We start from the raw sequence: 22,223 nt of genomic DNA, 5'->3' as shown, positions 1-22,223 counted from the left end.
GCCCAAAATCGCCAACAACGCCACCCCCGACACCCCCACGCCCAGCGGCCGTCTAACCCCAACCTCAATCGACAGCACCTGTATCGGATGCCTGCCCGTCCGCCGCCCAATACATATCGAATCGTGCCCATGTCGAATACTCAAAAACACCGTATCCCCCACCTGATCGGCCAGCTCGCTCATATACGGGTCCGCCAGCGTCAGCAGCGGAAAGCGTCGCGTCCTTGCAAGCCCCAGCAAACTGATCTCTTGCCCGATCAAATACCGTCGCGTTTCTGAATCCTGTTCAACCGCGCCCTCTTGCACCAGCGTCTTCAGCAAGCGATGCACGGTGGGCCGATTCAAGCCGGACATGCGTTCCAGATCCACCAGCCGCACGCCGCGCTCTTGTCCGCAGGCAATCAGCCGCATCAGCGCCAAGGCTCTGCGCACGGTCTGCGCGCCGGATGCGGTTTTATCGTCTGATTCGCTCACTTTGCCTCCGGTTTGATAATGGATTTTGGCGTCTGCTGAATACCGCGCTTGGTGACGATGGGGCCTAGCGATGCGTAGTTCGGCCCGCCGATGCGGCAGATGGGGCGTAGTAATGCCGTATCGATCTTGCCGTCTTGCAGCAGGCCATCGCGAATATGGAACATCACGACTTCGCCCACGAAGAACTCCGCGCCGGTGTCGCCAAACGGGGTGACGCTATGAAAGCGGCATTCCAGGCTGATGGGTGCGGCGGCAAGTCGGGGGGTGTCGATAACCGCGCCGGGAAGCACGCTTAAGCCCAGCACGTCGACCTCGCTGATTTCGGGCGGGTGTTCTTGTGCGCTGTCGTGCAGGGGATCAAGCAGGGTTTCGTCGCCAACGTTGACGACGAAGTGGCGGTTGGCCAGGATGTTCTCGGCGGTGTCTTTGCGTTTGCCGGCTTTGCGGCCGATGTTGACGCCGATCATGGGTGGTTTGTTTGAGACGAAGGTGTAGCAGCTGAACGGAGCCAGATTGACGCCACCGTGGGCGTTGACGCTGCTGATCCAGGCGATGGGCCGGGGCACGACGATGCCGCTCATCAGGCGGTAGGTTTGTTCGGGGTTCAGGTCGCTGGCGGGAAAGTGCATGATGGGTCTGGCTCCGTAGTCCGGATATTGAACATTCAACAATGAATAAAACCGCGTGCGCAATAGGCGCCCAGGGTAATTCTGCGGCGAAATGCGGTCATGCCAGAAGCCACCCGCAAAGCAACCTGCCAAAAGAGTCCAACATCCGGAACTTTTCTTGAAATTCGGATTGTTCAGCGGCGCGGGACTTTCTAGAGTGTCGTCAAACACAACAAACAAAACGTGATGACACGACCAGGAGACAACCCATGCATCGCAATGCGCTTCGCGCCTGCGCCACGGTGGCGCTGACCGTTCTGACTTCCATGGCGCACGCCGCGTGGCCCGAGAAGCCCGTGAAGATCGTGGTGCCCTATCCGCCGGGCGGCAATGTGGATGTGGCGGCGCGGCTGATTGCGCCGGGTTTGCAGGCGGCGTTTGGGCAGCCGTTTATTGTCGAGAACAAGCCGGGTGCGGGCGGCATGATTGCCGGCGAGCAGGTGGCGCGGTCCGAGCCTGATGGCTACACCTTGTTCATGGCGGCGAACGGGCCGCTGCTGTTCTCGCCGCTGATTTTCAAGCGGGATGCGTACAAGTGGGATCGGGACTTTGCGCCGATCAGTTCGGTGTCGTACACGCCGCTGGTGTTGCAGGTGAAGCCGGGCTTGCCGACGCAGACGCTGGCTGAGTTGTTGGCGCTGGCGAAGAAGGAGCCGGGCAAGCTGAACATGGCGTCTCCGGGTGCGGGGACCACGAATCATCTGGTCAGCGAGCTGTTGCAGTCGTTGACGGGCGCGCGTTGGACGACGGCGCAGTACAAGGGCAACGCGCCGGCCACAACCGATCTGTTGGGCGGCCAGGTGGATTTCAACTTTGATCAGATTTCGGTGGCGCTGCCGTATGTGAAGGAAGGCCGCTTGCGCGCCTTGGCGGTGACGACGGCCAAGCGCGTGCCGTCGATGCCGGACGTGCCGACGTTTGCGGAAGCGGGTGTGCAGGGCATGGAGGCGGCCACGTTTACCGGGCTGCTGGCGCCGAAGGGCACGCCGCCGGATGTGCAGAAGCGCTTGAGCGAAGCGCTGACGAAGATTCTGGCGCAGCCGACGATTATTCAGCGTTTTGATGAGCTGGGCGCCGAGGCGCGCGGCAGTACGCCCGAGGAATTCACACGCTATCTGGCGTCGGAAGACGCGCGCTGGACGCCGATCATCAAGCGTGCGGGCATCACGGCGAACTAAGGCCAGACCACCGCCGCCGGACCGCAGCCTTGCCTGACCGCCAGTAGCTACGCCCTGAAAACCGAACGCATCGCGGCCTTGCCTGGTCATGGCCGCGATGCCGCCCCACCCTCTTCTTTGCAAACGGAACCCGCCATGAGCAGACGCAGCATTTACGCCGAAGGCTTCAGCCACAAGAATCCCATTCCGGCCGCGTGCCGGATTGGACCCTTGCTGTATTCGGGCAGCATCCAAGGCACCGACCCCGCCACGGGCGCGTATGGCGCGTCGCTGGAACGCCAGTGCGAACTGATGTTCGACCACGTGCGGCGCATTGTGGAAGCGGGTGGCGGCACGCTGGATCACATCGCCAAGATGACGGTGTGGATGCGCGACCGCAGCCAGCGCGCGGCGCTGAATGCGGTGTGGTTGCAAGCGTTTCCGGATGCGGATAACCGCCCGGCGCGCCACACGATGCAGGCCGATCTGGATGGCGACAAGCTGATCGAATGCGATTTTGTTGCCGTGATCGGATAAGGGAGACAGACGATGGCACAGTATCAACCCTCGCAATATCAGCCGTTCAACCCCTATCCGACCGCCCCTGCTACCCACCTTCCGCCGCACTCCTGCGATAGCCAGTTTCACGTATTCGGCCCCGCGGATCGCTACCCCGTGCGCCCCGGCGCGGCGTACGAGATGCCCAGCGCCACCATCGAGACCGCGCTGGGCCTGCACCGCCTGCTGGGCATCGAACGCGGCGTGATCGTGCAGGCCACCACCTACGGGGCGGATCATCAGGTGGTGCTGGACGGCCTGGCCGCCGCCGGCCCGTCGTATCGCGGTTGCGCGAACGCGGTGGTGCTGGCCGAGCGTGACGACGCCTACATTCAGAAGCTGCACGACGCGGGCGTGCGCGGGGCGCGGTTCACGCGTCAGGGCTTGGGCATCAGCATGGCGCCGGCTGTGTTTGACCGCGCGATTGCGCGCATTCGTGAACTGGGCTGGTACGCCAAGTTTCAGCCGGAGCCCGACGGCATGATGGCGCAGGCGGCGCAGTTTGAAGGGCTGGATATTCCGGTGCTGCTGGATCACATGGGGCGTGCCGATCCCACTGCAGGCGCGGCAGATCCGACTCGCCAACTGGTGGAGTCGTTGCTAAGGCGCGGCAACTTCTGGGTGATGTTGTCGTTGACGGAAAAAATCTCTCGCGCCGGCCCGCCTTGGGACGACGTGACGCCGCTTGCGCAAGCGCTGATCGCCGCCAACCCCGACCGCGTGGTGTGGGGCAGCGACTGGCCGCATCCCGTCTCCACCAAGCCCACGCCCGACGAGGGCCAGTTGGTGGACCAGTTGGCGCGCTATGCGGGCGACGCCGCGACGCTTAAGAAAATCCTGGTGGACAACCCCGCTCGCTTGTTTGGATTCGACGAATGAAACTGCTGACTTATACGCATCAAGGCCGCACGCACTTTGGCGCGCTGCGCGGCCAGGACCAGATCGTGGCCTTGGATGGACATGGCCATGGTTATGACAGCCTGCGCGCTGCGCTGGAAGCCGATGCCCTGCCCGCGCTGGCCAAATTGGCGGACTCGCTTCTTGCCACGCACAAGCTAAACGACGTGCGGCTGTTGCCGCCAATTCCCTCGCCAGAAAAAATCATCTGCGTCGGCGTGAACTACGGCAAGCGCAACGAAGAATATAAAGACGGCAGCGCGCCGCCCGCCTACCCCAGCGTGTTCCCGCGCTTTCCCGGTTCGTTCGTGGGCCATGGCGAACCCTTGCTGCGCCCACCGGAATCCGAGCAGCTGGATTACGAAGGCGAGATCGCCATCATCATCGGCAAGGCCGGACGCCGCATTGCGGCCGAAGACGCCTGGAGCCACATCGCGGGCCTGACCTGCCTGAACGAAGGCACGGTGCGCGACTGGATCAAGCACGGCAAGTTCAACGTGACGCAGGGCAAGAACTTTGACGCCAGCGGTTCGATGGGGCCGTGGATGGTGACGGCGGACGAATTCGATCCCGCCGCGCCGTTGACGGTGGCCACGCGCGTGAACGGCGAGCTGCGACAGCAAGACGCCACCGACAACCTGATGTTTCCATTCGCGGAACTGATCCGCTACATCTCCATCTGGACCACGCTGCAACCCGGCGATGTGATCTCCACCGGCACGCCCATCGGCGCAGGCGTGCGCTTCACGCCGCCGCGCTTCTTGAAGCCGGGCGACGTGGTTGAAGTCGAAGTTGCCGGCATCGGCGTGTTGTCCAACCCCGTGGCCGACGAAGTCGCCGCGCATTGATCAGGAGCCTTCCATGCTTAACGATGAAGACCGCGCCCGCGCGGCCAGCCTGCTGCTTGAAGCCGAGCGCAGCGGCGTGCCCACCACGCAGCTTGACCAGGCGTTTCCCGGCATCGAGATTGCGGATGCGTACGCCATCCAGCAACGCAATATCGACCAGAAGATTGCCGACGGCGCCAAGCTGCGCGGCCACAAGATCGGCCTGACCTCCAAGGCCATGCAAAGCACCGTGGGTATCGACGAGCCCGATTACGGCCATTTGCTGGACACGATGTTCTATCAAGACGGGCAGACGATTCCCACCGACAAACTGATCGTGCCGCGCGTGGAAGTCGAACTGGCCTTCGTGCTGGGCAAGCCGCTGCAAGGGCCGGACGTCAGCTTGTTCGACGTGCTGGATGCCACGGATTATGTGGTGCCCGCGCTGGAACTGATTGACGGCCGCAGTAAATACCCGCGCCGCATCGTGGACAACATTGCCGACAACGCGGCGTGTGCCGGCATCGTGCTGGGCGGCCGACCGGTGCGGCCGATGGATATTGATCTGCGCTGGGTCGGCGCCCTGCTGCTTAAAAATGGTGTGATCGAGGAATCAGGCGTGTCGGCGGCCGTGCTGGGGCATCCGGCGTTGGGTATTGCTTGGTTGGCGAACAAGCTTGCCCAGCACGACGCCGGGCTGGAAGCCGGGCACATCGTGCTGGCGGGGTCTTTCACACGCACCGTTGCGGTGAAGCGCGGCGACACGCTGCATGCCGACTACGGCAAGCTGGGCAGCATCTCGGTGCATTTCTCATAAGGCGGCGCGCATGGAACTTCCGATCAATACGTTCAAACGCGCGCTGCGTGAACAGCGCCATCAAACCGGGCTGTGGGTCACGCTTGGGGCTGCGAACAGTACCGAACTGGTCGCGGCCAGCGGCTTTGATTGGCTGCTGCTGGATACCGAGCACACGCCCGTGGTGCTGCCGACGGTAATGGCGCAGTTGCAGGCGGCTGGCGCGTATAAGAGCCATCCGGTGGTGCGTCCGTCTTGGAATGACAAGGTGCAGATCAAGCAGTATCTGGATATCGGCGCGCAGACGTTGCTGCTGCCGTATGTGCAGAACGCGGACGAGGCGCAAAGCGCGGTGGCCGGTATGCGTTATGCGCCGCGCGGCGTGCGCGGTGTCAGCGGCACCATGCGCGCGACGCGGTATGGGCGCGTGCCGGACTATATGCGCCGGTGCGAAGAAGAACTGTGTTTACTGGTGCAGGCCGAGACGGGCGAAGCGCTAGAGAACCTGGACGCCATGATTGCGGTGGATGGCGTCGATGGGGTGTTTATCGGCCCCGCGGATCTGGCTGCCAGCCTGGGGTATCCGGGCGAGCCGCAGCATCCGAAGGTGGTGGCGGAAGTGGAAAACGCGATTCGCCGGGTGCGCGCCGCCGGCAAGGCGCCGGGGGTGTTGACGGGAGATGAGGCGCTGGCGCGTCGGTATATCGAAGCGGGTAGCTTGTTTACGGCTGTCGGCGTGGACGCGGCGATTCTGGTGCGATATTGCGATGCGTTGGCGGGGCGGTTTGCGGGAGTGTGACGGCCTTGACCGGTCGTCTGACATGGGTCGTCTGACACAAGGCCATTCAACTCCTACCCAAAATGCAGTCTGACGCCATATTCCGGAGATCAATTGCTTCGGCGCAACCGATCCGTCGACTGCTTGTTCAAGCGCTGCGCTTCCTCTTCCGCGTAGTCTTCCTCGCCCTGCTCGTATTGGCCTTCATACATGCAGCTGCTGCGGACCAGTCCGCATTCGCCAACGATTGAAGAACACCCGGAACTCAGCGCAGCAAGAAACAGCACTACCCCGTAACGGCCCAACTTCTGCATCGACATATCGCTCCTTGATGATCCGGGTAGTGTACGGGCGAGGATGCCGCATGCGGCCGCGTGGCTCAGTAAAAAATGGTGTCAGACTGCGGGTGTGAGTTAGCGGAGCCGTGATCTGGCATCATCGTCCCTTTCGACAGATAGATTCTCCATGGCCAAGCTTTTAAGCCTTCTAGACAGCATCGAAGCCATCGCTGCCTGTCACGACGATAGGGATGTATGGGACCGCTATTCCTGGGTCTACGTGACGGATGGCGTTCCGCTCGTTAAGGCGCAGATCTATTTGTCTTGCAGCGAAGACGAGATCGAGCCCGTGGTCAATGAAGAAGGCGAGGAACATCCCGCATTCGCCGTCGAGCATGGGCTGGTCACTTATCTAGAGGCCGCCACCTTTGCCGACGTGCTAAGCGTTCAAAAACGGCAGCAGCCGCTTTCACAGCTTGAAGATTATGCGGCTGCGCTTGAGCACTACGCCGAGCAGGATGCATTTTTGGATCGTGGGGAGTTTTATAGCGGTGGCAACGCGCCGCAGCCATTGCCCGGCATCTCGCGCGACCTTTACGCTGAGTACGATCTGCACCTGATGACGTGCCCGGCGGACCGCATCGCTACTGCGGCACGTGCAACGGCTGAACTGCTGCAGATTGGCGTAGCCGATGCGCTCGCCCGTTGCCGGCGGCTGCCGTTGGTGCTTGGCGAACGCATCGATGCGCGGGAGCGCGATCGCATCGAAGCGCGGTTCGCCAGCATTTCCTTGCCGCTGCAGCGCACAACCCATGTATCGTTTGCTTGGCAAACGGGCCGTTAGTGCCGCGCTATCAGCTCGGTCTGACGCCGTACCGTGTCAATCACCTGTTCCCTTTTCTCTCGGACTATCCATGGCCAATCGCTCCTATCTCTACAGCTTGAGCAATCGCCCCAGCTCCTACGCAGACCGCCCCGAGACAATTTCCGGCCTGTCCGAATGGCCTTACGCCGTGCCATTCATGTACCGCCTGCTGATGTCGGGAGATCCACAGCTTTGCGCATCGCTCGTGGACGAGGGTTTCGATAGCGACGAGTCCAACGAAAAGCCGCGCCTGTATGCGATCAGCAGCGAATTCGATACCGGATTCCAGCGGGTGAAACGCTTCGCGGAGATTGTGCGCGCGGCGGCCCGCCTATCGGTAGGTGGGCCGCAACCTGCCGCCACGCCGCAGTCGCCGTCCTTTATCAGCCGACTGAAGCAGGTATTCGCGTCTGGCCAAGCCACATCCGTGGATCCGGAGCCGGCGCCGCCTCCGGAGGTTGACGACCTGCTCGCCGGCCTTGACGAAACCATCACGTTTCTGGAGGCCCACCGCGACGCATATCTGCTATTGGAAACCTTCGAGCTGGACACCATGTCCGAATCTGAAGAGGCCCGGTTAAAGGCGCGCGTCGAGCAGGAAATTGCACGATGCGTACAGACAGGGGCGGCTGTAGACGCGCTTCCGGGCGACATCGCACAGGCAGGACGACAACTGGTCTCGGCGACCCGCCAACCCGGCACGCCCCCGCTGGACGCCTTTTTCGGTTTGCGTTTGGACGACGAATTCGACAGCACGCGCACGGGTGAAACGGAATATCCGTTGGGGTTGCAGTGGTTCGATACGTTGTGCCTGGAATTGCTCAACCGCAGCGAATTCGACGCGCAACAAGACTAGTAGACAACGGGCGCGCTGCCGCCAGTAAGCCACTGAAATAGCGCCACATTTGTTACTCCCCGGCGGCCTCCGATGGTGCAAAACTGTCTTTACATCACCGCACTTCGGAGGATTCTTAGCCATGACCACGCCTACCCCATCCAACGGCCGTGTCAACCAGACCGCCATGCACACGCCCCCCATCGTCACCCCCGATGAATGGGAATCCGCCCGCCTGCGCCTCTTGCTGAAAGAGAAGGCCCACACCCGCGCCCGGGACGCGCTGGCGGCCGAACGCCGCCGCATGCCCTGGACGCCTGCCGACAAGGAATACGTCTTCGAAGGCCCTGACGGTTCCGTCACCCTGCGCGACCTGTTCGACGGCCGCCGCCAACTGATCGTCTACCGCGCCTTCTTCGAACCCGGCGTTTACGGCTGGCCGGAACACGCGTGCCGTGGCTGCTCGATGGTGGCCGATCAGGTCGCCCACCTGGCCCATCTGAACGCTCGCGACACCACACTGGTTTTCGTTTCCCGCGCCCCGCAAGCGGACATCGCGCGCTTGAAGGCGAGCATGGACTGGAAGATGCCGTGGTTCACGCTGACCGATAGTTTCGATACGGACTTTGGCGTGAATGAATGGCACGGAACGAACGTGTTCTTTCGCGACGAAGACCGCGTATTCCGAACGTACTTTTTGAATAACCGCGGCGACGAGCAGATGGGTGGAACGTGGAACTATCTGGACATCACGCCGCTGGGCCGGCAAGAGGCTTGGGAGGATTCCCCTGAAGGGTACCCCCAGACGCCGGCCTACCAGTGGTGGAACTGGCACGACAGCTATGTCGCGGGCGCGCCGCCGGACCAGAAGTGGGTAGAAGTCTCTGATGCGGGCGAGAAGGCGTTCAGGGAGCATTGCGACGGCGCGAAGCCGTCGACGTAGCCACCCCGCTTGCCAAGCACGACGCGCTGATTATTTGGCCGGCGCAAATATGATCTTGACCGGATTGTCGGGCTTGTATGAGGCGGATGCAGGCCCGAACTTGGGATCAAAGCTCGGATGCCAGGCCCTAAGCTCCACGTCGGAAATCCATTCCAACTGCAGTTGGTCATCCGGCGAAAAAGAACCGAATTGCGCCAGCGCATTCACCGCGGACTGGCAGTTCTCTGATGTGCCGGACTTTAAGACCGACACCTGGGTTTTCTCGGTCCATGTCATGGCGCCCGGTTGAGGGCATTTGCGCACTTCAACGTGGTATTGGCCCTGGGGCGACGGCAGATCCACGATGATCTTGTTTGGGCCGCACCCGGTCAAAAGCGCGGTCAAAAGCGCAGCCGATGGCGCCAGGAGGGTAAGTCTGTTTCTCATCGAGCTACCTTGTGACTGCCTGGGCAGCCGGTCCGTGAACACGTCGATGCCATGATACCCGGCGCGACGTTTCGGGACGCAGAAGACGACTTACCCCTGCTGGCTCAACGCCCGGGCAATCCGGTTCCGCGACACCGTCGTCTTTGGCACCTTGAACGGGAACCACGTCCGCACGTCTTCTTCAAGCCCGATGCCGTGCATGTAGTTATAAATCGCCTTCTTCAGCGCTTTACCCAGCGCGTCATGATCCACGCCGGTCGGGTCATGAAAACCGATATCGTTCTTGGCGAACGTCACCTCGGGCAGCGGCTGTAGCGTCACCCCATATTCTTCGGGATTCTTGCCCACCGGCGAATGCACCGTACAGGCGAACCGGTGGAAGAATCCGCTTTGGATACAGCCGTTTTCGAACAGTTGCCGCACATATTCCAGCGCATCCACGGTGTCTTGCACCGTTTGCGTGGGGAAACCGTACATCAGGTACGCGTGCACCAGGATGCCGGCGTCGGTGAACGCACGGGTGACGCGCGCCACCTGGTCCACCGACACGCCCTTCTTCATCAAGGTCAGCAGCCGGTCCGACGCGACTTCCAGGCCGCCTGATACGGCGATGCAACCGCTGTCGGCCAGCAATTCGCACAGTTCCGGGCTGAAGGTCTTTTCGAACCGGATGTTGCCCCACCACGAAATGCCGGCGTTGCGATCGATCAGTTCCGTTGCCAGCGCCTTCAGGGATTTCGGCGGCGCGGCTTCGTCGACGAAGTGAAAGCCGGTTTGCCCGGTTTCTTGCACGATGGCTTCGATGCGGTCGGCCAGCACCGCCGCCGACGCGCCTTCGTAGCGGCCGATGTAGTCCAGGCTGACGTCGCAGAAGCTGCATTTCTTCCAGTAGCAGCCATGCGCCACGGTCAGCTTGTTCCAGCGGCCGTCGCTCCACAGGCGGTTCATGGGGTTCAGCATGTCCAGCAGCGACAGGTAGCGGTCCAGCGGCAGGCCGTCCCAGGTGGGCGTGCCCACTTCGGCAAAGGCCACGTCGGGTTCGACCAGGTTCACGTACTGGACGGCGCCCGAGTCCTTGTTGCGCACGAAGGTACGGACCAGGCGCTGGCGCGAGCGCTTGCCTTGCACGTGTTCCAGCAGCGCCAGCAAGGGGCGTTCGCCGGCGTCCAGGCAGACGAAATCGAAGTAGTCGAACACGCGCGGATCTTTCAGTTCGCGCAGTTCGGTGTTGACGAAGCCGCCGCCCAGCACCGTGACGATGCTGGGATCTTGCGCCTTGATGGTCTGGGCGATGCGGAAGGCGGCGTAGACGGCGCCGGGGAACGGCACCGACAGCAGCACCATGGTCGGCGTGTGGCGGGCCAGCGCGTCAAGCGTCAGTTCGCGCAGCGTGTCGTCCACCAGCGTGGGCGGGGACGCCAGGGCGTTGGCCAAGGGATCGAAGGTGGGCTGGCTGCCGGCCAGGGATTCGGCGTAGCGCACGAATTCAAAGCGCGGGTCGATGGCGTCGCGCAGCACGTCGGCCAGGTCGTTCAGGTACAGCGTGGCCAGGTGCTTGGCGCGGTCGTGCAGGCCCAGCGCCCCAAATGCCCAACCCAGGGGGTCGCCGCCGTCTTCGTCCAGGTAAACGTCCAGCGAGCTGAAACGGGGGCCTTCGGGCAGGAAATGGCGGCCGACGATGCGGTGCGCCAAGGTGGAGTCCCGGCCTTGCAGGAAGGCGATCGTCGGTCCGATGGTGGACAGGTAGCGTGACTGCATCGCCACGAACGCCTGGATGGGAGGCGTGTGTTTTGCAATGGGCATCGCCTCGATGCGTGCCGCCACGGCGCGCAGGCCGTCGGTGGACAGCAGGCGCAACACTAGCGCCAACGCCAGGTCCTCCTGGAATGCGGTGACGTCACGCGAACGCAGGAAGCCCGTCAGGTAGGCGGTGGACGGGTAAGGGGTATTAAGCTGCGTCATCGGCGGGATGACCGACAGCACGCGTACAGGCGAGGTGGACATGGGGCACGGCAGGGTTGCCGTCAAAAAGCGGGGATTAGGGGAATTATAGGCAGTGCCAGCCGACTCGCCCGCCGCCCGCTTGAAACGCGGGAGCCTTCCAATGTTGAAATTCGCCTGGGGATCTATCGATAATCGCCAGGAAACCTGTACGCTCACCCCGAACATCGAACAGACACGCACGCCTTGCCCATGCGCAACCCAGACCTCTTCGCCCCGCCCAGAAAACAGCGCCCTGCCCGCCAGAATTCCCTGATTTGGATTCTTGAACCGCTGGAGCGCGATGCCGAGTACGCACGCCGGAAGATGTTCGGTTGCGATGCCGCGTACCTGGACGGGCTGCTGTATCTGGTGGTGGCCGACCGTGAAGCCCCCTGGGACGGCGTCATGGTGTGCACGTCGCATGAACGCCAGGCGGCGCTGATGGCCGACTTTCCAAGTCTGGTTCCTCACCCACAACTGGGAAAGTGGCTGTACCTGCCACAGAGCGACGAAGCGTTCGAGGCTATCGCGGCCCGGCTTGTACAGCTTGCACTCGCGCGGGACCCCCGGTTCGGGGTAGTGCCTAAACCGAAGGCCCGGCGCCGCAAGCCCTGGCGGACCGACGATCACGCCGGCTGACGATAGCGTCGGTTAACGGTTACGGCGCCACGCGCACCACCAGCTTGCCGAAGTTCCGCCCGTCCAGCAGGCCGATGAACGCCTGGGGCGCCTGCTCCAGCCCGTCGACCACGTCTTCACGCCACCGCAGCTTTCCTTCTTTGATCCACTGCGCGGCCTGGCGCTGGAACTCCTGATGCTGCGCATCCGTGAAGTCAAACACCAGGAAGCCCCGCAGCGTGATCCGCCTGGCCAGGACTTCGCGCATCGTGGCGGGCAGGCGGTCCGGGCCGCTTGATGTCGCCGGGTCGTCGTTGTAGTTCGCGATCAGGCCGCACACGGGCACGCGGGCGAAGTCGTTCAGCAGCGGCAGCACGGCATCCCACACGTGGCCGCTGACGTTTTCGAAATAGACGTCGATGCCATCGGGGCAGGCTTCCGCCAATTTCTGCGCGAAATCGGGCGCGTGGTGATCGACGACCGCGTCAAAGCCCAGTTCATTTTTCACGAAGGCGCATTTCTCGGGGCCACCTGCGATGCCCACGGCGCGCGCGCCGTGAATGCGGGCGATCTGGCCCACGATCGAGCCTACCGCACCGCTGGCGGCGGCGACGACGACGGTTTCACCGGGTTTGGGCTGGCCGATGTTCAGCAGCCCGCCATACGCGGTGAAACCCGGCATGCCCAATACCCCCAATGCGGTGGACGGCGGTGCAATGGCCGGGTCGAGCCGGCGCAGGCCGCTGCCGTCCGACAGCGCGTAGCGTTGCCAGCCGGATTCAGACAGCACGATCTCGCCTTCGCGCCAGTCGGGATGGCGGGACGCCTTGATCCGGGCCACCGTGCCCCCAACGATGACGTCACCGATTTCAATCGGCGGCGCGTAGGACTTGGCGGCACTGACGCGCCAGCGCATATAGGGATCCAGGGACAAGGTCTGGATTTCCAGCAGCACCTGGCCGTCGCCAGGTTCGGGAATGGGGGCATGTTCAAAGCGGAAGTCGCTGGGCTTGGGGCGTCCGACGGGGCGGGAGGCAAGGACGACGCGCAGGTTTTGATGGTCAGACATGGGAGGAATCTCCGGGGTTCAGGTGGGCCGATTGGCAACAACTCGATCCTAGGCATCCTCGAGAGATAAAGGTAGACTGAATTCCCATAATGCAGACTTAACGGATTGATAATGTCAGGCGACTTCGACCCTGCCCTGTTGCGCACCTTTGTTGCCGTTTGCCGCCATGGCAGCCTGAGCCGCGCCGCGGACCAGGCCGGGCGGGCGCAGTCGGCGCTAAGCACGCAGATACGGCGGCTGGAAGAAATGGTGGGCAAGCGGCTGCTGCACCGCACGGGGCGCGGCATGTCGCCCACGACCGAAGGCGAATTGCTGCTTAGCTACGCCAACCGCATCCTTGCGCTGGGCGAAGCGGCTGCGGCCCGGCTCCGGGAACGCGCGGTGGCAGGCAGCGTCCGGATCGGCCTGTCCGAAGACGTGGCGGTAGCCGCCCTGCCCGCCGCCCTGGGCCGGTTGAAACGTTCATGCCCCCAGCTGCATCTGGAGGTCGTGGTGGACGATGGCGAAAGACTGGCCGCGCGCTGGCAGGAAGGCACGCTGGATGTGGCCGTAGGCGTTTGCGCCGGCTTTGTGGACGAGCCCGTCGAAACATGGTCAGTGGACCTGCACTGGGTGTGCGGCATCGACGATGCGCCGGACCCCGACCAGCCGCTGGACATGATCGTGTACGCGGAGCCGTGCTCGTGGCGCCGGCTAGTGTTCGATGCGCTGACCGCGGCGGGACGCGACTTCCGGGTGGCGCTGACCAGCCACAATGTGGGCGCCACCATCGCGGCGGTCGAAAACGGTCTGGGCGTGGCGGTGCTGACGACCGAATGCGTGCGGCCCGACACCATGCGGATTATCTCGATCGGACCGGACGGCGCTTCCGGCCTGAGCGCGCAGTTCGGCATGTACGCGTCGAAACGGCTGAACGAAAGTGGCCGGGCCGCGGTATCGTTGCTGCGTGAAAGCCTGCGGGGCTGGACCGCGCCCAGGATTGCCGCGGAACGCGCCGGCCTGGCTGGCCTGGTGGAAGCCTGAACCCGCGCCGCTTACCGAAACCGCAAATGCCGCCGCTGCAGATCCGCCACGGACCTGCAGCCCATCAGCTTCATCGCGCGCTCGATCTCGATGCGCATCAGTTCCAGCGAGCGCTCCACGCCGGGCCGGCCGGCGGCGGCCAGCGGGAACAGGTAGTAGCGGCCCAGCCCCACCGCCTTGGCGCCCAGCGCCAGGGCCTTGAGCACGTGCGTGCCGCGCTGCACGCCGCCATCCATCATCACGTCGATCCGGTCGCCCACGGCGTCCACGATTTCAGCCAGCTGGTCGAAGGCGCTACGCGAACCGTCCAGTTGCCGGCCGCCGTGGTTCGATAGCACGATGCCGGTGCAGCCGATGTCGACCGCCCGTTTGGCGTCTTCCACCGACATCACGCCCTTCAGGCAAAACTGGCCGTCCCATTGCCGCACCATGTCGGCGACGTCGTCCCACGACATCGCCGGATCCAGCATTTCGGTGAAATAACGGCTGATCGACATGGCGCCGCCGCCCATGTCGACGTGGCCGTCCAGCTGCGGCAGCCGGAACCGTTCGTGCGTGACATAGTTGAATGCCCAGGCGGGCTTGGCCGCAAACTGGGCGATGCCGGCCAGATTGAGCCGGAACGGAATGGCGAACCCGGTGCGCTTGTCGCGTTCGCGGTTGCCGCCAGTGATGCTATCCACCGTCAGCATCATGACCTGCACGCCGGCGGCTTTGGCGCGCACCATCATGTCGCGGTTCAGGCCCCGGTCTTTGTGAAAATAAAATTGGTAGACCTGGGGGCCGCCGCTGATTTTGCGCGCTTCTTCCAGGCTGACGGTGCCCAACGAGGACACGCCGAACATCGTGCCGTACTTGCCTGCGGCCGCCGCAACGGCGCGTTCGCCATCGTGATGAAACAGGCGTTGCAGCGCCGTGGGCGAACAATACACGGGCATCGCCAGCTTCTGGCCCATCACGGTCACCGACATGTCCACCTGCGCCACGCCCCGCAGCACGTCGGGCACCAGATCGCAGGCTTCGAACGCCTGGGTATTGCGGCGGTAGGTCGTTTCGTCGTCGGCCGCGCCGTCGATGTAGTTGAAGATCGGGCCGGGCAACCGCTGGCGCGCCATGCGGCGAAAATCGTGGAAATTCTGGCACTGGTTCAGACGCATCGGAAGGCCCTTATCAACGCTGCACGGGTAGACACGCGTACGGACGACGGCCGCTACGCCGTCGTCATCATATCGTCAAACGACCCATCCGCCGCCGAATCAAACCGGCGCCATCGCTGCGAACTTGGTCTTGACGCCCGGGATGCCCATGACGTTCATGTCGACGATGGCAGGGATGGCGCCAAGCCGTGGCCGGCATCGCGATCGATCTCCGCGATCAGGCCGTCAAGCCATGCGCGATGCGCGGCGAAATTACCCAGTTGCGCCTCGGCGGCATGCCTTTCGCTAAGGTAGCGGTCCAGGTACCGAAAGCCTGCCGCCTGCGCGGCTTGCCGCAGCGTGTTGTCCGGCATGTCGCGTTCGTACAGGAAATCAAAACGATGCAGCCAGAACCCTTGCTCGGTGCGGGCGATCACGTCGATATCGCGCGGGCGTTCGATGCTGTAGCGGTTGAACTCCAGGCCGCCTTCGTCTTCCAGGACGGCGTAGACCATGCCGTCCTGGTCCCAAAGCGCAAGCCAGGCCGGGCCATCGGCAGCGGCGGGCCGGGGATAGGCGCGGGTGGGCGGCCCCAAGCAAACACCGCGGAATGCCTCGTGCAGGCAGTTGCCGGATGACAGCTGGATCAGCGGCTCGGACACGCCAAGTTGCCGCAGCGCCGCCGTCCGTTGCGCCTCGCTGCGTTCGGCCATGTCAGCGACCATGCCGTCGCAATGCCGGCACACGCGTGCGTCCCGCAGGATGCGCTTGCCGCATCCCGGACAATCGATATGCGCCGCCAGGACAGGCTGCCCGGCTCGGGCCGAGCGGTCGTCGATCGCCCTCAGGAAGATGCCGGCCACGACCGGGCTGATCAGGCAGGCAAGAATCGTCCAACCGACTGCATTGCGCCCCCGCCCGGCTGCCAGGAACCCGACGGCAATGGACAGCGCGACCCAAACGAGGATGAGGTAAATAAGCATGGCGCGATGTTAAACCGGGAGCGGACGCGTTTTTTTTCACGCCTGAGTCGAAAGCGCGTGCGTAGGCAGCCAGCGGGAGTAATCTTCGCCGTAGCGTCATCTCTGGCGCGACCTGATCGCTAGCAACCCAAAGGAAGCCTACATGCTCAACTCATTTTCAACCTTGCGTAAGACCGGCGTGGCGGCGTTGACGCTGGGGATAGCCAGCGTGTTCCTTGCGGGTTGCACGATGAACGGTCCGCAAGCCTCGCCGACGGCGGCGGAAAAGCGCCAGGAACTGAACACCGCCACGACCGCCACCTTGTCCAAGCTGTACGAAGCCGCGCCGCAGTCCAAGCAACTGGTCGCGCAAGCCCGTGGCGTGCTGGTGTTTCCGGCCGTGCTAAGCGCCAGCTTCATCGTCGGCGCGCAGCATGGAACGGGCGAGCTTCGGGTCAACGGCCAAGACAGCGGCTACTACAGCATCACGGGCGGTTCCATCGGCTTGCAGGCCGGCGCCCAATCCAAAGCCATGGTGCTGCTGTTCATGACGGACGATGCGCTGGCCAAGTTCCGCGCCAGCAGCGGATGGACGATCGGGGCGGACGCGACCGTCGCCGTGGCGAACCTGGGCGCCAACGGCACGATTGACTCGAACACCGTGCAGCAGCCCGTCGTGGGTTTCGTCATGAACAATGGCGGCCTGATGGCCGGCGTGTCCGTGGATGGCAGCAAGATTTCGCCGCTGCTGCTGTAAATCTGCCTGCCTGAACGACAAGGGCCCGCCGGATGGCGGGCCCTTGCTTTTTCGGCTCGGGTTCAAGTCAGCATCAGGGCCATGTCCGGGTCCCCTTTCTGCATGGCGCGGCGATACGCGTCGCGTGCGCCGATGCGCTGCAGATAGGCCAGGATGTTCGGGTACGGCGCCAAGTCGAACGGAAAGTACAGCCGCATCGTCGTCAAGGAAAACACCGCAATGATGTCCGCGGCGGTCAACGCGTTGCCCGCCAGGTAATCGTTCGCCCCCAACTGCTTGTCGACCAGGGCCAGCGCCTGTTTGCGCCGGGCGTCGGCAAACTGCGCCACCGGCTTGTCGGCCGGCACTTCGGCGCGCGCCAATACCATGCAACGCATCAGGCTGGGCTGTAGCGATCCGTTGGCGAAATGGGACCAATAGAGATAGTCCGCAAAGTTGGCGTCCGTGGGCGCCGCCGTCAGGCGGCCGTTGCCATGCTTGGCCAGCAGGTATTCGACGATGGCGGTGGATTCAGCCAGCACGGTATCGCCGTCGGTGATGATCGGCGCCGTGCCCAGCGGATGCAGGGCCTTGTACTCGGGCGGCGCCAGGCGCGTGACCGGGTCGCGGTCATAGACTTTCAGCTCATAGGGAATGGCGAGTTCTTCGCACAGCCATACGATGCGTTCGGATTGCGATTTTCCCAGATGATGGACGGTCAGCATGAGGATTTCCCGGTGTGAATGCGTCTGCTAGATTCCCCCCACTCTACCCTGCTTCGCTGTCGCCGCGATATCCTTGCAGGCCTACCCGGCGGATGCCGTCTTTCATGACGAGGAGACCTTCGTGATTACCGAACAGGACAGAAAACACCTTGCGCGGTGCGTGGCGCTGGCAAAGCAAGCGTTGGACGCAGGCGACGAGCCTTTTGGTTCCATTCTGGTTTCGGCCGACGGCACGGTGCTGTTTGAAGACCATAACCACGTCGCCGGCGGCGATCACACGCAGCACCCCGAATTCGAGATCGCGCGCTGGGCCGCCAACCATGTGCCGGCCGCCGAGCGCGCCGCTTGCGTGGTCTATACCTCGGGCGAACACTGTCCGATGTGTTCGGCGGCGCATGGATGGGTGGGCCTGGGGCGCATCGTGTACGCCAGTTCGTCGGCGCAGTATTCGCAATGGATGCGCGAATGGGGCGCGCCGGCATCCCGCGTGCGGCCGCTGGCCATCGCCGAGGTCGTGGACGGCATCGAGGTCGATGGGCCAGAACCGGAATTGGCCGAGCAGGTCCGTCTGCTGCACCAGGCGAAACTTAACCAATAGATACACAACACGGAAAACCGGCAATTATTAGACGCAATTCGCATGCTAATTTAGGCGCCCGTAGCTGCCCTCGACCGAAGGCGGCGCTGTCCTTTGCCACCTTATTCATGACCATGCACACGACGCCTGATCGCGATTTGACGATTGCCAAGAGAACGAAGCGGATGTCCCGACTGATTCCCCTGGCGCTGGGCCTGGCCCTTGCCGCAGCTTCGCCCATTATCGCGGCGCAGAATGACGGCGCGCTCCGGGCTCACGGCGGCGCCCAACTAAACGCAGGCGGCGCCCAGCAGAACAACGCCCCTGTCCAGCAAAGCGGCACCCCCGTCCAGCAAAACAGCGCGCCGGCCCAGCCGGCTGGCGCCACCGCGCTTGCGCCGGTATCCAAAACCGAAATCAAGAACCAGGCCGCCTACGAACGCCTGCTGAACAACAGCGGCGTCAGTGTGCAATGGCTTTGGTCCGCCGACCGCGGCCACCTGACCGCCAAGGACGTGAACGATGTCGTCCGTATCGACGGCACGCAGGCCAACTTCGAAGGCACGTTGAAGATCAACGGGGAAATCGTCTCGATCGACAGCGACCGCTTCACCTTCCGCGGCACCATCCTGATCCTGGACGCGCCGGACAAAGGCCGCCGCTGCGAGCGCACGGGCGACTACGAGTTCCGGGCGACGGGCAAGCGCAAGTACTGGCGCCTGCAGCAGATGGAAAGCTGCGGCCGCCTGACCGATTACGTGGACATCTATTACTAAGCCACCGGCACCGGTTCCGCTTCGGGAAACCGGTGCGCCGTCCCGCGCCCGACCTTCAACCCCGGACCCACAATGCCTCCTACCGCGATCAAATGGCTTGCCAGCATTGCCTTCGGCCTGCTGATCGGGCAAACCACCTACAGCTTGCTCAATCCGCTCTTGGTCATCGCGTTCGGGCTGAACGGGCCCGCCGCAGGCGCCGATGTCTCCGGTAGCGTGGAAAAGATGCAGATAGCGGGCGCGGTTGTCACGTTGCTGGTGACGATCGCGGTGACGGCGGCGCTGGTCCGCATTCCCAACATGCGCCGCCTGATCGGCTGGGGCTGCACCCTGCTGGGGGTCGCGCTGTTGCTGACCCTGCCCGCCAGCCTGCTGTTGACGGACCCCTCGGCACACGAGGCCGCCACCGCAGGCGCACGCGCCGCCAATGACGCGAATACCGCGCTGTTCTTCTGGGCCCTTATCTTTGGCCTGCCTTACATTGGCGGCGGACTGGCGCTGACGATCGTGGGCATCATGCTGATTCGTAAGAACCCCGGCCCGGCGCCGATCGAACCCGCGCCCCGCTGAACGCGGATCACACCACGGGCAGCTTCAACACCTGTTCCGTCGTCAAGACATCCCCGAACGTGTCCTCGATGCTGACCAGCGCGGCGCGATGCAGGCTGTCGTGGCTGACCACGCTGCCATCGGCGCGGTCCAGGTCGCGGGTGGCGCACGCGTCTTCGGCCACGATGACGCCATAGCCCAACGGCACGGCATCGCGCGCGGCGCCAGCCACGCAAGCGTGCGTCATCAGGCCGGTGATCACCAGGGTCTTCACGCCGGCGGCTTTCAACTGCTGGTCCAGGTCAGTCGTGGGAAACACGCTGACCGAAGATTTGCGCACGACATGGTGGCGCGGCCCGGGCTGCAATTCGGCATGGAACGCGCCGGTCGGGCTTTGATCGGCAAAGACCGGGCTGCCTGCGGGCGTGACGTGCTGAACATGGTAGACGGGCATGCCCGCCTGGTCGGCGTGCGCGATCAGGCGTTGCGCGTTGCCCAGGGCCGTCTGTCCCGCAGGGATGGGCAACTTGCCGCTGAAGTACTCGTTCTGGAAATCGATGACCAGCAACGCCGTGGTGGAGGCGTCGATGGAAGCCGGCGCGGCGGCGCCGGCCAGGGTGCGGATGGTGGGATGGTTCAAGGCTTGCCTCTTGAATGGGTAGTGGAAGAGCCACCAGTGTCCCGCCAGGCCCGCTTTCACGATAGTGGCCCGATGGACAACAATTGCTAAAATCGGGCCAAACGGATCCTGATCCTGGAAAACCATGCATACCGTCGCCGTCATTGCCTTCGAGGGCATCAGCCCCTTTCATCTATCCGTGCCGTGCATGGTGTTTGGCGACGATCTGGCCCAATTGGGCGTGCCACGCTATCGGCTGATGATCTGCGGGGAACGGGCGGGGCTGCTCTCCACGATGTCCGGATTCAAGATCGAGGTACCGCACGACCTGTCGGCACTGGCCCAGGCCGACACCATCATCATGCCCGCCTGGCGCGACCCCGAAGAATCCGCGCCCCCTGCCTTGCTTGAGGCGCTGCGGGCCGGTCACGCCCGGGGCGCCCGCATTGCCGGGCTGTGCCTGGGCACGTTCGTACTGGCCGAAGCCGGCTTGCTGGACGGGCGTACCGCGGCCACGCATTGGGTGTGGGGCGACGACTTCGAGCGCCGGCATCCGAAGGTCCGGCTGGACCGAAAATCCCTGTATATCGATGACGGCGATATCCTCACGTCCGCCGGCACGGCCGCCGCCATCGATTGCTGCCTGCACTTGCTGCGCCGCGATCACGGCGCCGAGATCGCCAACCGCATCGCCCGCCGCATGGTCGTGGCGCCGCACCGGCACGGCGGCCAGGCCCAGTACATCGAACAACCGCTGCCTGAGCGTCAGGGTGCGGACAAGCTCAGTGCCGTGCTGGATTGGGCCATTGAAAACCTGCGGCAGCCTTTGACGCTGGATATGCTGGCGGACAAGGCCGGAATGAGCCGGCGCAACTTCACGCGGCGTTTCAAGGCAAAGACGGGGGCCACGGTTTCCGGCTGGGTCCTGAACCACCGGCTGGCCTCGGCGCAACGGCTGCTGGAAACCAGCGGGCAGGCGGTGGACCTGATCGCCGAAAACGTGGGTTTCGGATCCTCGGTTTCATTCCGCCAGCACTTCACGCATGCGTTCGCGATTTCGCCGTCCGCTTACCGCAAGCAATTCAGGGCGGGCGGCGCGTAAACCGGCGGCGCGGCCGGAGCCGCCTGGGAAATGGCGCCGCCTACCGGTTCGCCATCCGCCATTCCCGTGGCGACGCGCCCAAGCTCAAACGCCAATCGCCGCGCCGTGCGGCGTAAGCCGAATTAAGCGCCGGGGATCGCGGCCCGGCTAAACCGGGCGGATTCCTAATTGGCGCGCGCGGCGTCCCAGAGCCGCATCAGCTGCGTGATCGCGGCATCGAAGGTCGGATAGCGGACCCCATCGCGCGCCAATGTCGACACCCCCACCAGGAAGCTGTCGAACACGCAGGCCATCGACCGGGCATCCGTGCCAGCGGACAATTCGCCGGTGGCGATGGCGCGTTCGACGCAATGGACAAAACCCGCGCGCGTGCGCAAGCGAGATTCGGTCAGTGGTTTGACCACGTCCGCATGCTCGGGGGTCGGCGCGCTCATGACGCCCAGCGCCACCATGCAACCCTTGGGGTGCCCGCGTTCGCATTGCATCCTGGCCGATTGGCGCAACGCCAGTTCCACGGCATCGCGGGCGGGCATGGCGTCATCCCACAAGCATTCCGTGACCTGGGCGTAGGTGTCCAGGTAGCGCTGGACGGTCTCTTTGAACAGCGCCTCTTTCGAGCCGAAGGCCGCATAGAAGCTGGGCGCGGAAATGCCGCCGCCGATACCGGCCTTCAACTGGCTCAACGACGTGGATTCGTAGCCCTGTTCCCAGAATAAATGCAGCGCCTGGTCGATCGCCTGATGGCGGTCAAACGCGCGCGGCCGGCCCATCTGCGCCATGGCAGGCTCCTTTGTTCACGACATACATACTACTCGATACAAAAGTCGTTGACAACGCGATCGCGCG

The 22,223-nt window shown here is 63.7% G+C and carries 27 protein-coding genes; 16 read left to right on the top strand and 11 right to left on the bottom strand.

Going from position 1 to position 22,223, the window contains the following annotated elements; all coding sequences use genetic code 11:
• Both CQ050_RS15890 and CQ050_RS15885 read right to left on the bottom strand, forming a co-directional pair.
• A partial coding sequence (locus CQ050_RS15890) for an IclR family transcriptional regulator (protein ID WP_146121035.1) occupies positions 1 to 474 on the bottom strand: 474 nt, incomplete at its 3' end.
• Complete coding sequence (locus CQ050_RS15885) at positions 471 to 1,103, bottom strand: flavin reductase family protein (RefSeq protein ID WP_105557784.1); 633 nt, start codon at positions 1,101 to 1,103, stop codon at positions 471 to 473. The genes CQ050_RS15885 and CQ050_RS15890, both read right to left, overlap by 4 nt.
• A gap of 248 nt (positions 1,104 to 1,351) precedes the next feature.
• Here CQ050_RS15885 and CQ050_RS15880 point away from each other — a divergent pair, with 248 nt between their 5' ends.
• The 6 genes from CQ050_RS15880 (at position 1,352) to CQ050_RS15855 (ending at position 6,176) form a co-directional block, all read left to right on the top strand.
• Positions 1,352 to 2,320: a tripartite tricarboxylate transporter substrate binding protein gene (locus CQ050_RS15880; protein WP_105557783.1), complete on the top strand. Its 969-nt coding sequence runs from the start codon at positions 1,352 to 1,354 to the stop codon at positions 2,318 to 2,320.
• 135 nt (positions 2,321 to 2,455) lie between these two features.
• Positions 2,456 to 2,836 (top strand): RidA family protein, encoded by a 381-nt coding sequence (locus tag CQ050_RS15875; RefSeq protein ID WP_105557782.1) that lies wholly within the window; start codon positions 2,456 to 2,458, stop codon positions 2,834 to 2,836.
• Positions 2,837 to 2,848: 12 nt separating this feature from the next.
• Positions 2,849 to 3,736 (top strand): amidohydrolase, encoded by an 888-nt coding sequence (locus CQ050_RS15870; protein ID WP_105557781.1) that lies wholly within the window; start codon positions 2,849 to 2,851, stop codon positions 3,734 to 3,736.
• On the top strand, positions 3,733 to 4,602 hold the full coding sequence (locus CQ050_RS15865; protein WP_105557780.1) for a fumarylacetoacetate hydrolase family protein: 870 nt from the start codon (positions 3,733 to 3,735) through the stop codon (positions 4,600 to 4,602). Before CQ050_RS15870 ends, CQ050_RS15865 begins: the two co-directional genes overlap by 4 nt.
• A gap of 13 nt (positions 4,603 to 4,615) precedes the next feature.
• The gene (gene hpaH / locus CQ050_RS15860; protein ID WP_105557779.1) at positions 4,616 to 5,398 is read left to right on the top strand and encodes a 2-oxo-hept-4-ene-1,7-dioate hydratase; all 783 of its coding nucleotides are present in this window, start codon (positions 4,616 to 4,618) and stop codon (positions 5,396 to 5,398) included.
• A 10-nt stretch (positions 5,399 to 5,408) separates the two neighbouring features.
• The gene (locus CQ050_RS15855) at positions 5,409 to 6,176 is read left to right on the top strand and encodes an aldolase/citrate lyase family protein (protein ID WP_105557778.1); all 768 of its coding nucleotides are present in this window, start codon (positions 5,409 to 5,411) and stop codon (positions 6,174 to 6,176) included.
• Positions 6,177 to 6,265: 89 nt separating this feature from the next.
• Here CQ050_RS15855 and CQ050_RS15850 read toward each other — a convergent pair whose 3' ends face one another.
• A complete protein-coding gene (locus tag CQ050_RS15850; RefSeq protein WP_105557777.1) occupies positions 6,266 to 6,475 on the bottom strand; it encodes a hypothetical protein in 210 nt (69 codons plus the stop codon).
• Between the two features lie 145 nt (positions 6,476 to 6,620).
• On the opposite strand from CQ050_RS15850, the gene CQ050_RS15845 reads away from it, so the two are divergent.
• The 3 genes from CQ050_RS15845 to CQ050_RS15835 all read left to right on the top strand — a co-directional run bounded on the left by CQ050_RS15845 (position 6,621) and on the right by CQ050_RS15835 (position 9,076).
• On the top strand, positions 6,621 to 7,277 hold the full coding sequence (locus CQ050_RS15845) for a hypothetical protein (protein ID WP_105557776.1): 657 nt from the start codon (positions 6,621 to 6,623) through the stop codon (positions 7,275 to 7,277).
• A 70-nt stretch (positions 7,278 to 7,347) separates the two neighbouring features.
• A complete protein-coding gene (locus CQ050_RS15840; RefSeq protein WP_105557775.1) occupies positions 7,348 to 8,154 on the top strand; it encodes a hypothetical protein in 807 nt (268 codons plus the stop codon).
• Positions 8,155 to 8,275: 121 nt separating this feature from the next.
• Positions 8,276 to 9,076, top strand: a complete 801-nt coding sequence (locus tag CQ050_RS15835; protein ID WP_233214087.1) for a DUF899 domain-containing protein — start codon at positions 8,276 to 8,278, stop codon at positions 9,074 to 9,076.
• A gap of 30 nt (positions 9,077 to 9,106) precedes the next feature.
• On the opposite strand, the gene CQ050_RS15830 is transcribed toward CQ050_RS15835, so the two are convergent.
• Both CQ050_RS15830 and CQ050_RS15825 read right to left on the bottom strand, forming a co-directional pair.
• The gene (locus CQ050_RS15830; protein ID WP_233214083.1) at positions 9,107 to 9,460 is read right to left on the bottom strand and encodes a hypothetical protein; all 354 of its coding nucleotides are present in this window, start codon (positions 9,458 to 9,460) and stop codon (positions 9,107 to 9,109) included.
• Between the two features lie 132 nt (positions 9,461 to 9,592).
• Positions 9,593 to 11,506 (bottom strand): radical SAM protein, encoded by a 1,914-nt coding sequence (locus tag CQ050_RS15825; RefSeq protein ID WP_105557773.1) that lies wholly within the window; start codon positions 11,504 to 11,506, stop codon positions 9,593 to 9,595.
• A 189-nt stretch (positions 11,507 to 11,695) separates the two neighbouring features.
• On the opposite strand from CQ050_RS15825, the gene CQ050_RS15820 reads away from it, so the two are divergent.
• Complete coding sequence (locus CQ050_RS15820) at positions 11,696 to 12,124, top strand: hypothetical protein (protein ID WP_105557772.1); 429 nt, start codon at positions 11,696 to 11,698, stop codon at positions 12,122 to 12,124.
• Between the two features lie 19 nt (positions 12,125 to 12,143).
• Here the strand turns inward: CQ050_RS15820 and CQ050_RS15815 are convergent, their stop codons facing one another.
• Complete coding sequence (locus tag CQ050_RS15815; RefSeq protein WP_105557771.1) at positions 12,144 to 13,172, bottom strand: NADP-dependent oxidoreductase; 1,029 nt, start codon at positions 13,170 to 13,172, stop codon at positions 12,144 to 12,146.
• Positions 13,173 to 13,283: 111 nt separating this feature from the next.
• Between CQ050_RS15815 and CQ050_RS15810 the strand changes: the two genes are divergently transcribed.
• Positions 13,284 to 14,195 carry a LysR family transcriptional regulator gene (locus tag CQ050_RS15810; protein WP_105557770.1) on the top strand — a complete coding sequence of 304 codons (912 nt, stop codon included), beginning with the start codon at positions 13,284 to 13,286 and terminating at the stop codon, positions 14,193 to 14,195.
• Positions 14,196 to 14,206: 11 nt separating this feature from the next.
• Here the strand turns inward: CQ050_RS15810 and CQ050_RS15805 are convergent, their stop codons facing one another.
• Both CQ050_RS15805 and CQ050_RS15800 read right to left on the bottom strand, forming a co-directional pair.
• The gene (locus CQ050_RS15805; protein WP_105557769.1) at positions 14,207 to 15,352 is read right to left on the bottom strand and encodes an alpha-hydroxy acid oxidase; all 1,146 of its coding nucleotides are present in this window, start codon (positions 15,350 to 15,352) and stop codon (positions 14,207 to 14,209) included.
• A gap of 155 nt (positions 15,353 to 15,507) precedes the next feature.
• Positions 15,508 to 16,314: a hypothetical protein gene (locus tag CQ050_RS15800; RefSeq protein WP_105557768.1), complete on the bottom strand. Its 807-nt coding sequence runs from the start codon at positions 16,312 to 16,314 to the stop codon at positions 15,508 to 15,510.
• Positions 16,315 to 16,456: 142 nt separating this feature from the next.
• Here CQ050_RS15800 and CQ050_RS15795 point away from each other — a divergent pair, with 142 nt between their 5' ends.
• The gene (locus CQ050_RS15795) at positions 16,457 to 17,050 is read left to right on the top strand and encodes a YSC84-related protein (protein WP_105557767.1); all 594 of its coding nucleotides are present in this window, start codon (positions 16,457 to 16,459) and stop codon (positions 17,048 to 17,050) included.
• A 62-nt stretch (positions 17,051 to 17,112) separates the two neighbouring features.
• On the opposite strand, the gene CQ050_RS15790 is transcribed toward CQ050_RS15795, so the two are convergent.
• Positions 17,113 to 17,754: a glutathione S-transferase family protein gene (locus CQ050_RS15790; protein ID WP_105557766.1), complete on the bottom strand. Its 642-nt coding sequence runs from the start codon at positions 17,752 to 17,754 to the stop codon at positions 17,113 to 17,115.
• Positions 17,755 to 17,875: 121 nt separating this feature from the next.
• On the opposite strand from CQ050_RS15790, the gene CQ050_RS15785 reads away from it, so the two are divergent.
• The 3 genes from CQ050_RS15785 (at position 17,876) to CQ050_RS15775 (ending at position 19,677) form a co-directional block, all read left to right on the top strand.
• Entirely contained in the window at positions 17,876 to 18,352 is a 477-nt protein-coding gene (locus CQ050_RS15785; protein WP_105557802.1) for a nucleoside deaminase, read from the top strand.
• Between the two features lie 164 nt (positions 18,353 to 18,516).
• Positions 18,517 to 19,107 carry a hypothetical protein gene (locus CQ050_RS15780; protein ID WP_233214081.1) on the top strand — a complete coding sequence of 197 codons (591 nt, stop codon included), beginning with the start codon at positions 18,517 to 18,519 and terminating at the stop codon, positions 19,105 to 19,107.
• Positions 19,108 to 19,179: 72 nt separating this feature from the next.
• The gene (locus CQ050_RS15775) at positions 19,180 to 19,677 is read left to right on the top strand and encodes a hypothetical protein (protein WP_105557765.1); all 498 of its coding nucleotides are present in this window, start codon (positions 19,180 to 19,182) and stop codon (positions 19,675 to 19,677) included.
• A 7-nt stretch (positions 19,678 to 19,684) separates the two neighbouring features.
• On the opposite strand, the gene CQ050_RS15770 is transcribed toward CQ050_RS15775, so the two are convergent.
• Complete coding sequence (locus tag CQ050_RS15770; protein WP_105557764.1) at positions 19,685 to 20,296, bottom strand: cysteine hydrolase family protein; 612 nt, start codon at positions 20,294 to 20,296, stop codon at positions 19,685 to 19,687.
• A 124-nt stretch (positions 20,297 to 20,420) separates the two neighbouring features.
• Between CQ050_RS15770 and CQ050_RS15765 the strand changes: the two genes are divergently transcribed.
• The gene (locus tag CQ050_RS15765) at positions 20,421 to 21,377 is read left to right on the top strand and encodes a GlxA family transcriptional regulator (RefSeq protein WP_105557763.1); all 957 of its coding nucleotides are present in this window, start codon (positions 20,421 to 20,423) and stop codon (positions 21,375 to 21,377) included.
• Between the two features lie 164 nt (positions 21,378 to 21,541).
• Here the strand turns inward: CQ050_RS15765 and CQ050_RS15760 are convergent, their stop codons facing one another.
• Positions 21,542 to 22,156 (bottom strand): TetR/AcrR family transcriptional regulator, encoded by a 615-nt coding sequence (locus CQ050_RS15760; protein WP_105557762.1) that lies wholly within the window; start codon positions 22,154 to 22,156, stop codon positions 21,542 to 21,544.
• Between the last annotated feature and the right edge of the window lie 67 nt (positions 22,157 to 22,223).

Origin of the sequence: Achromobacter sp. MYb9, from assembly GCF_002975275.1 — a bacterium.
GTDB lineage: Bacteria > Pseudomonadota > Gammaproteobacteria > Burkholderiales > Burkholderiaceae_B > Achromobacter.
Note: the sequence above shows the minus strand (reverse complement) of the source record. Positions and strands in the feature narration are given on the sequence as shown.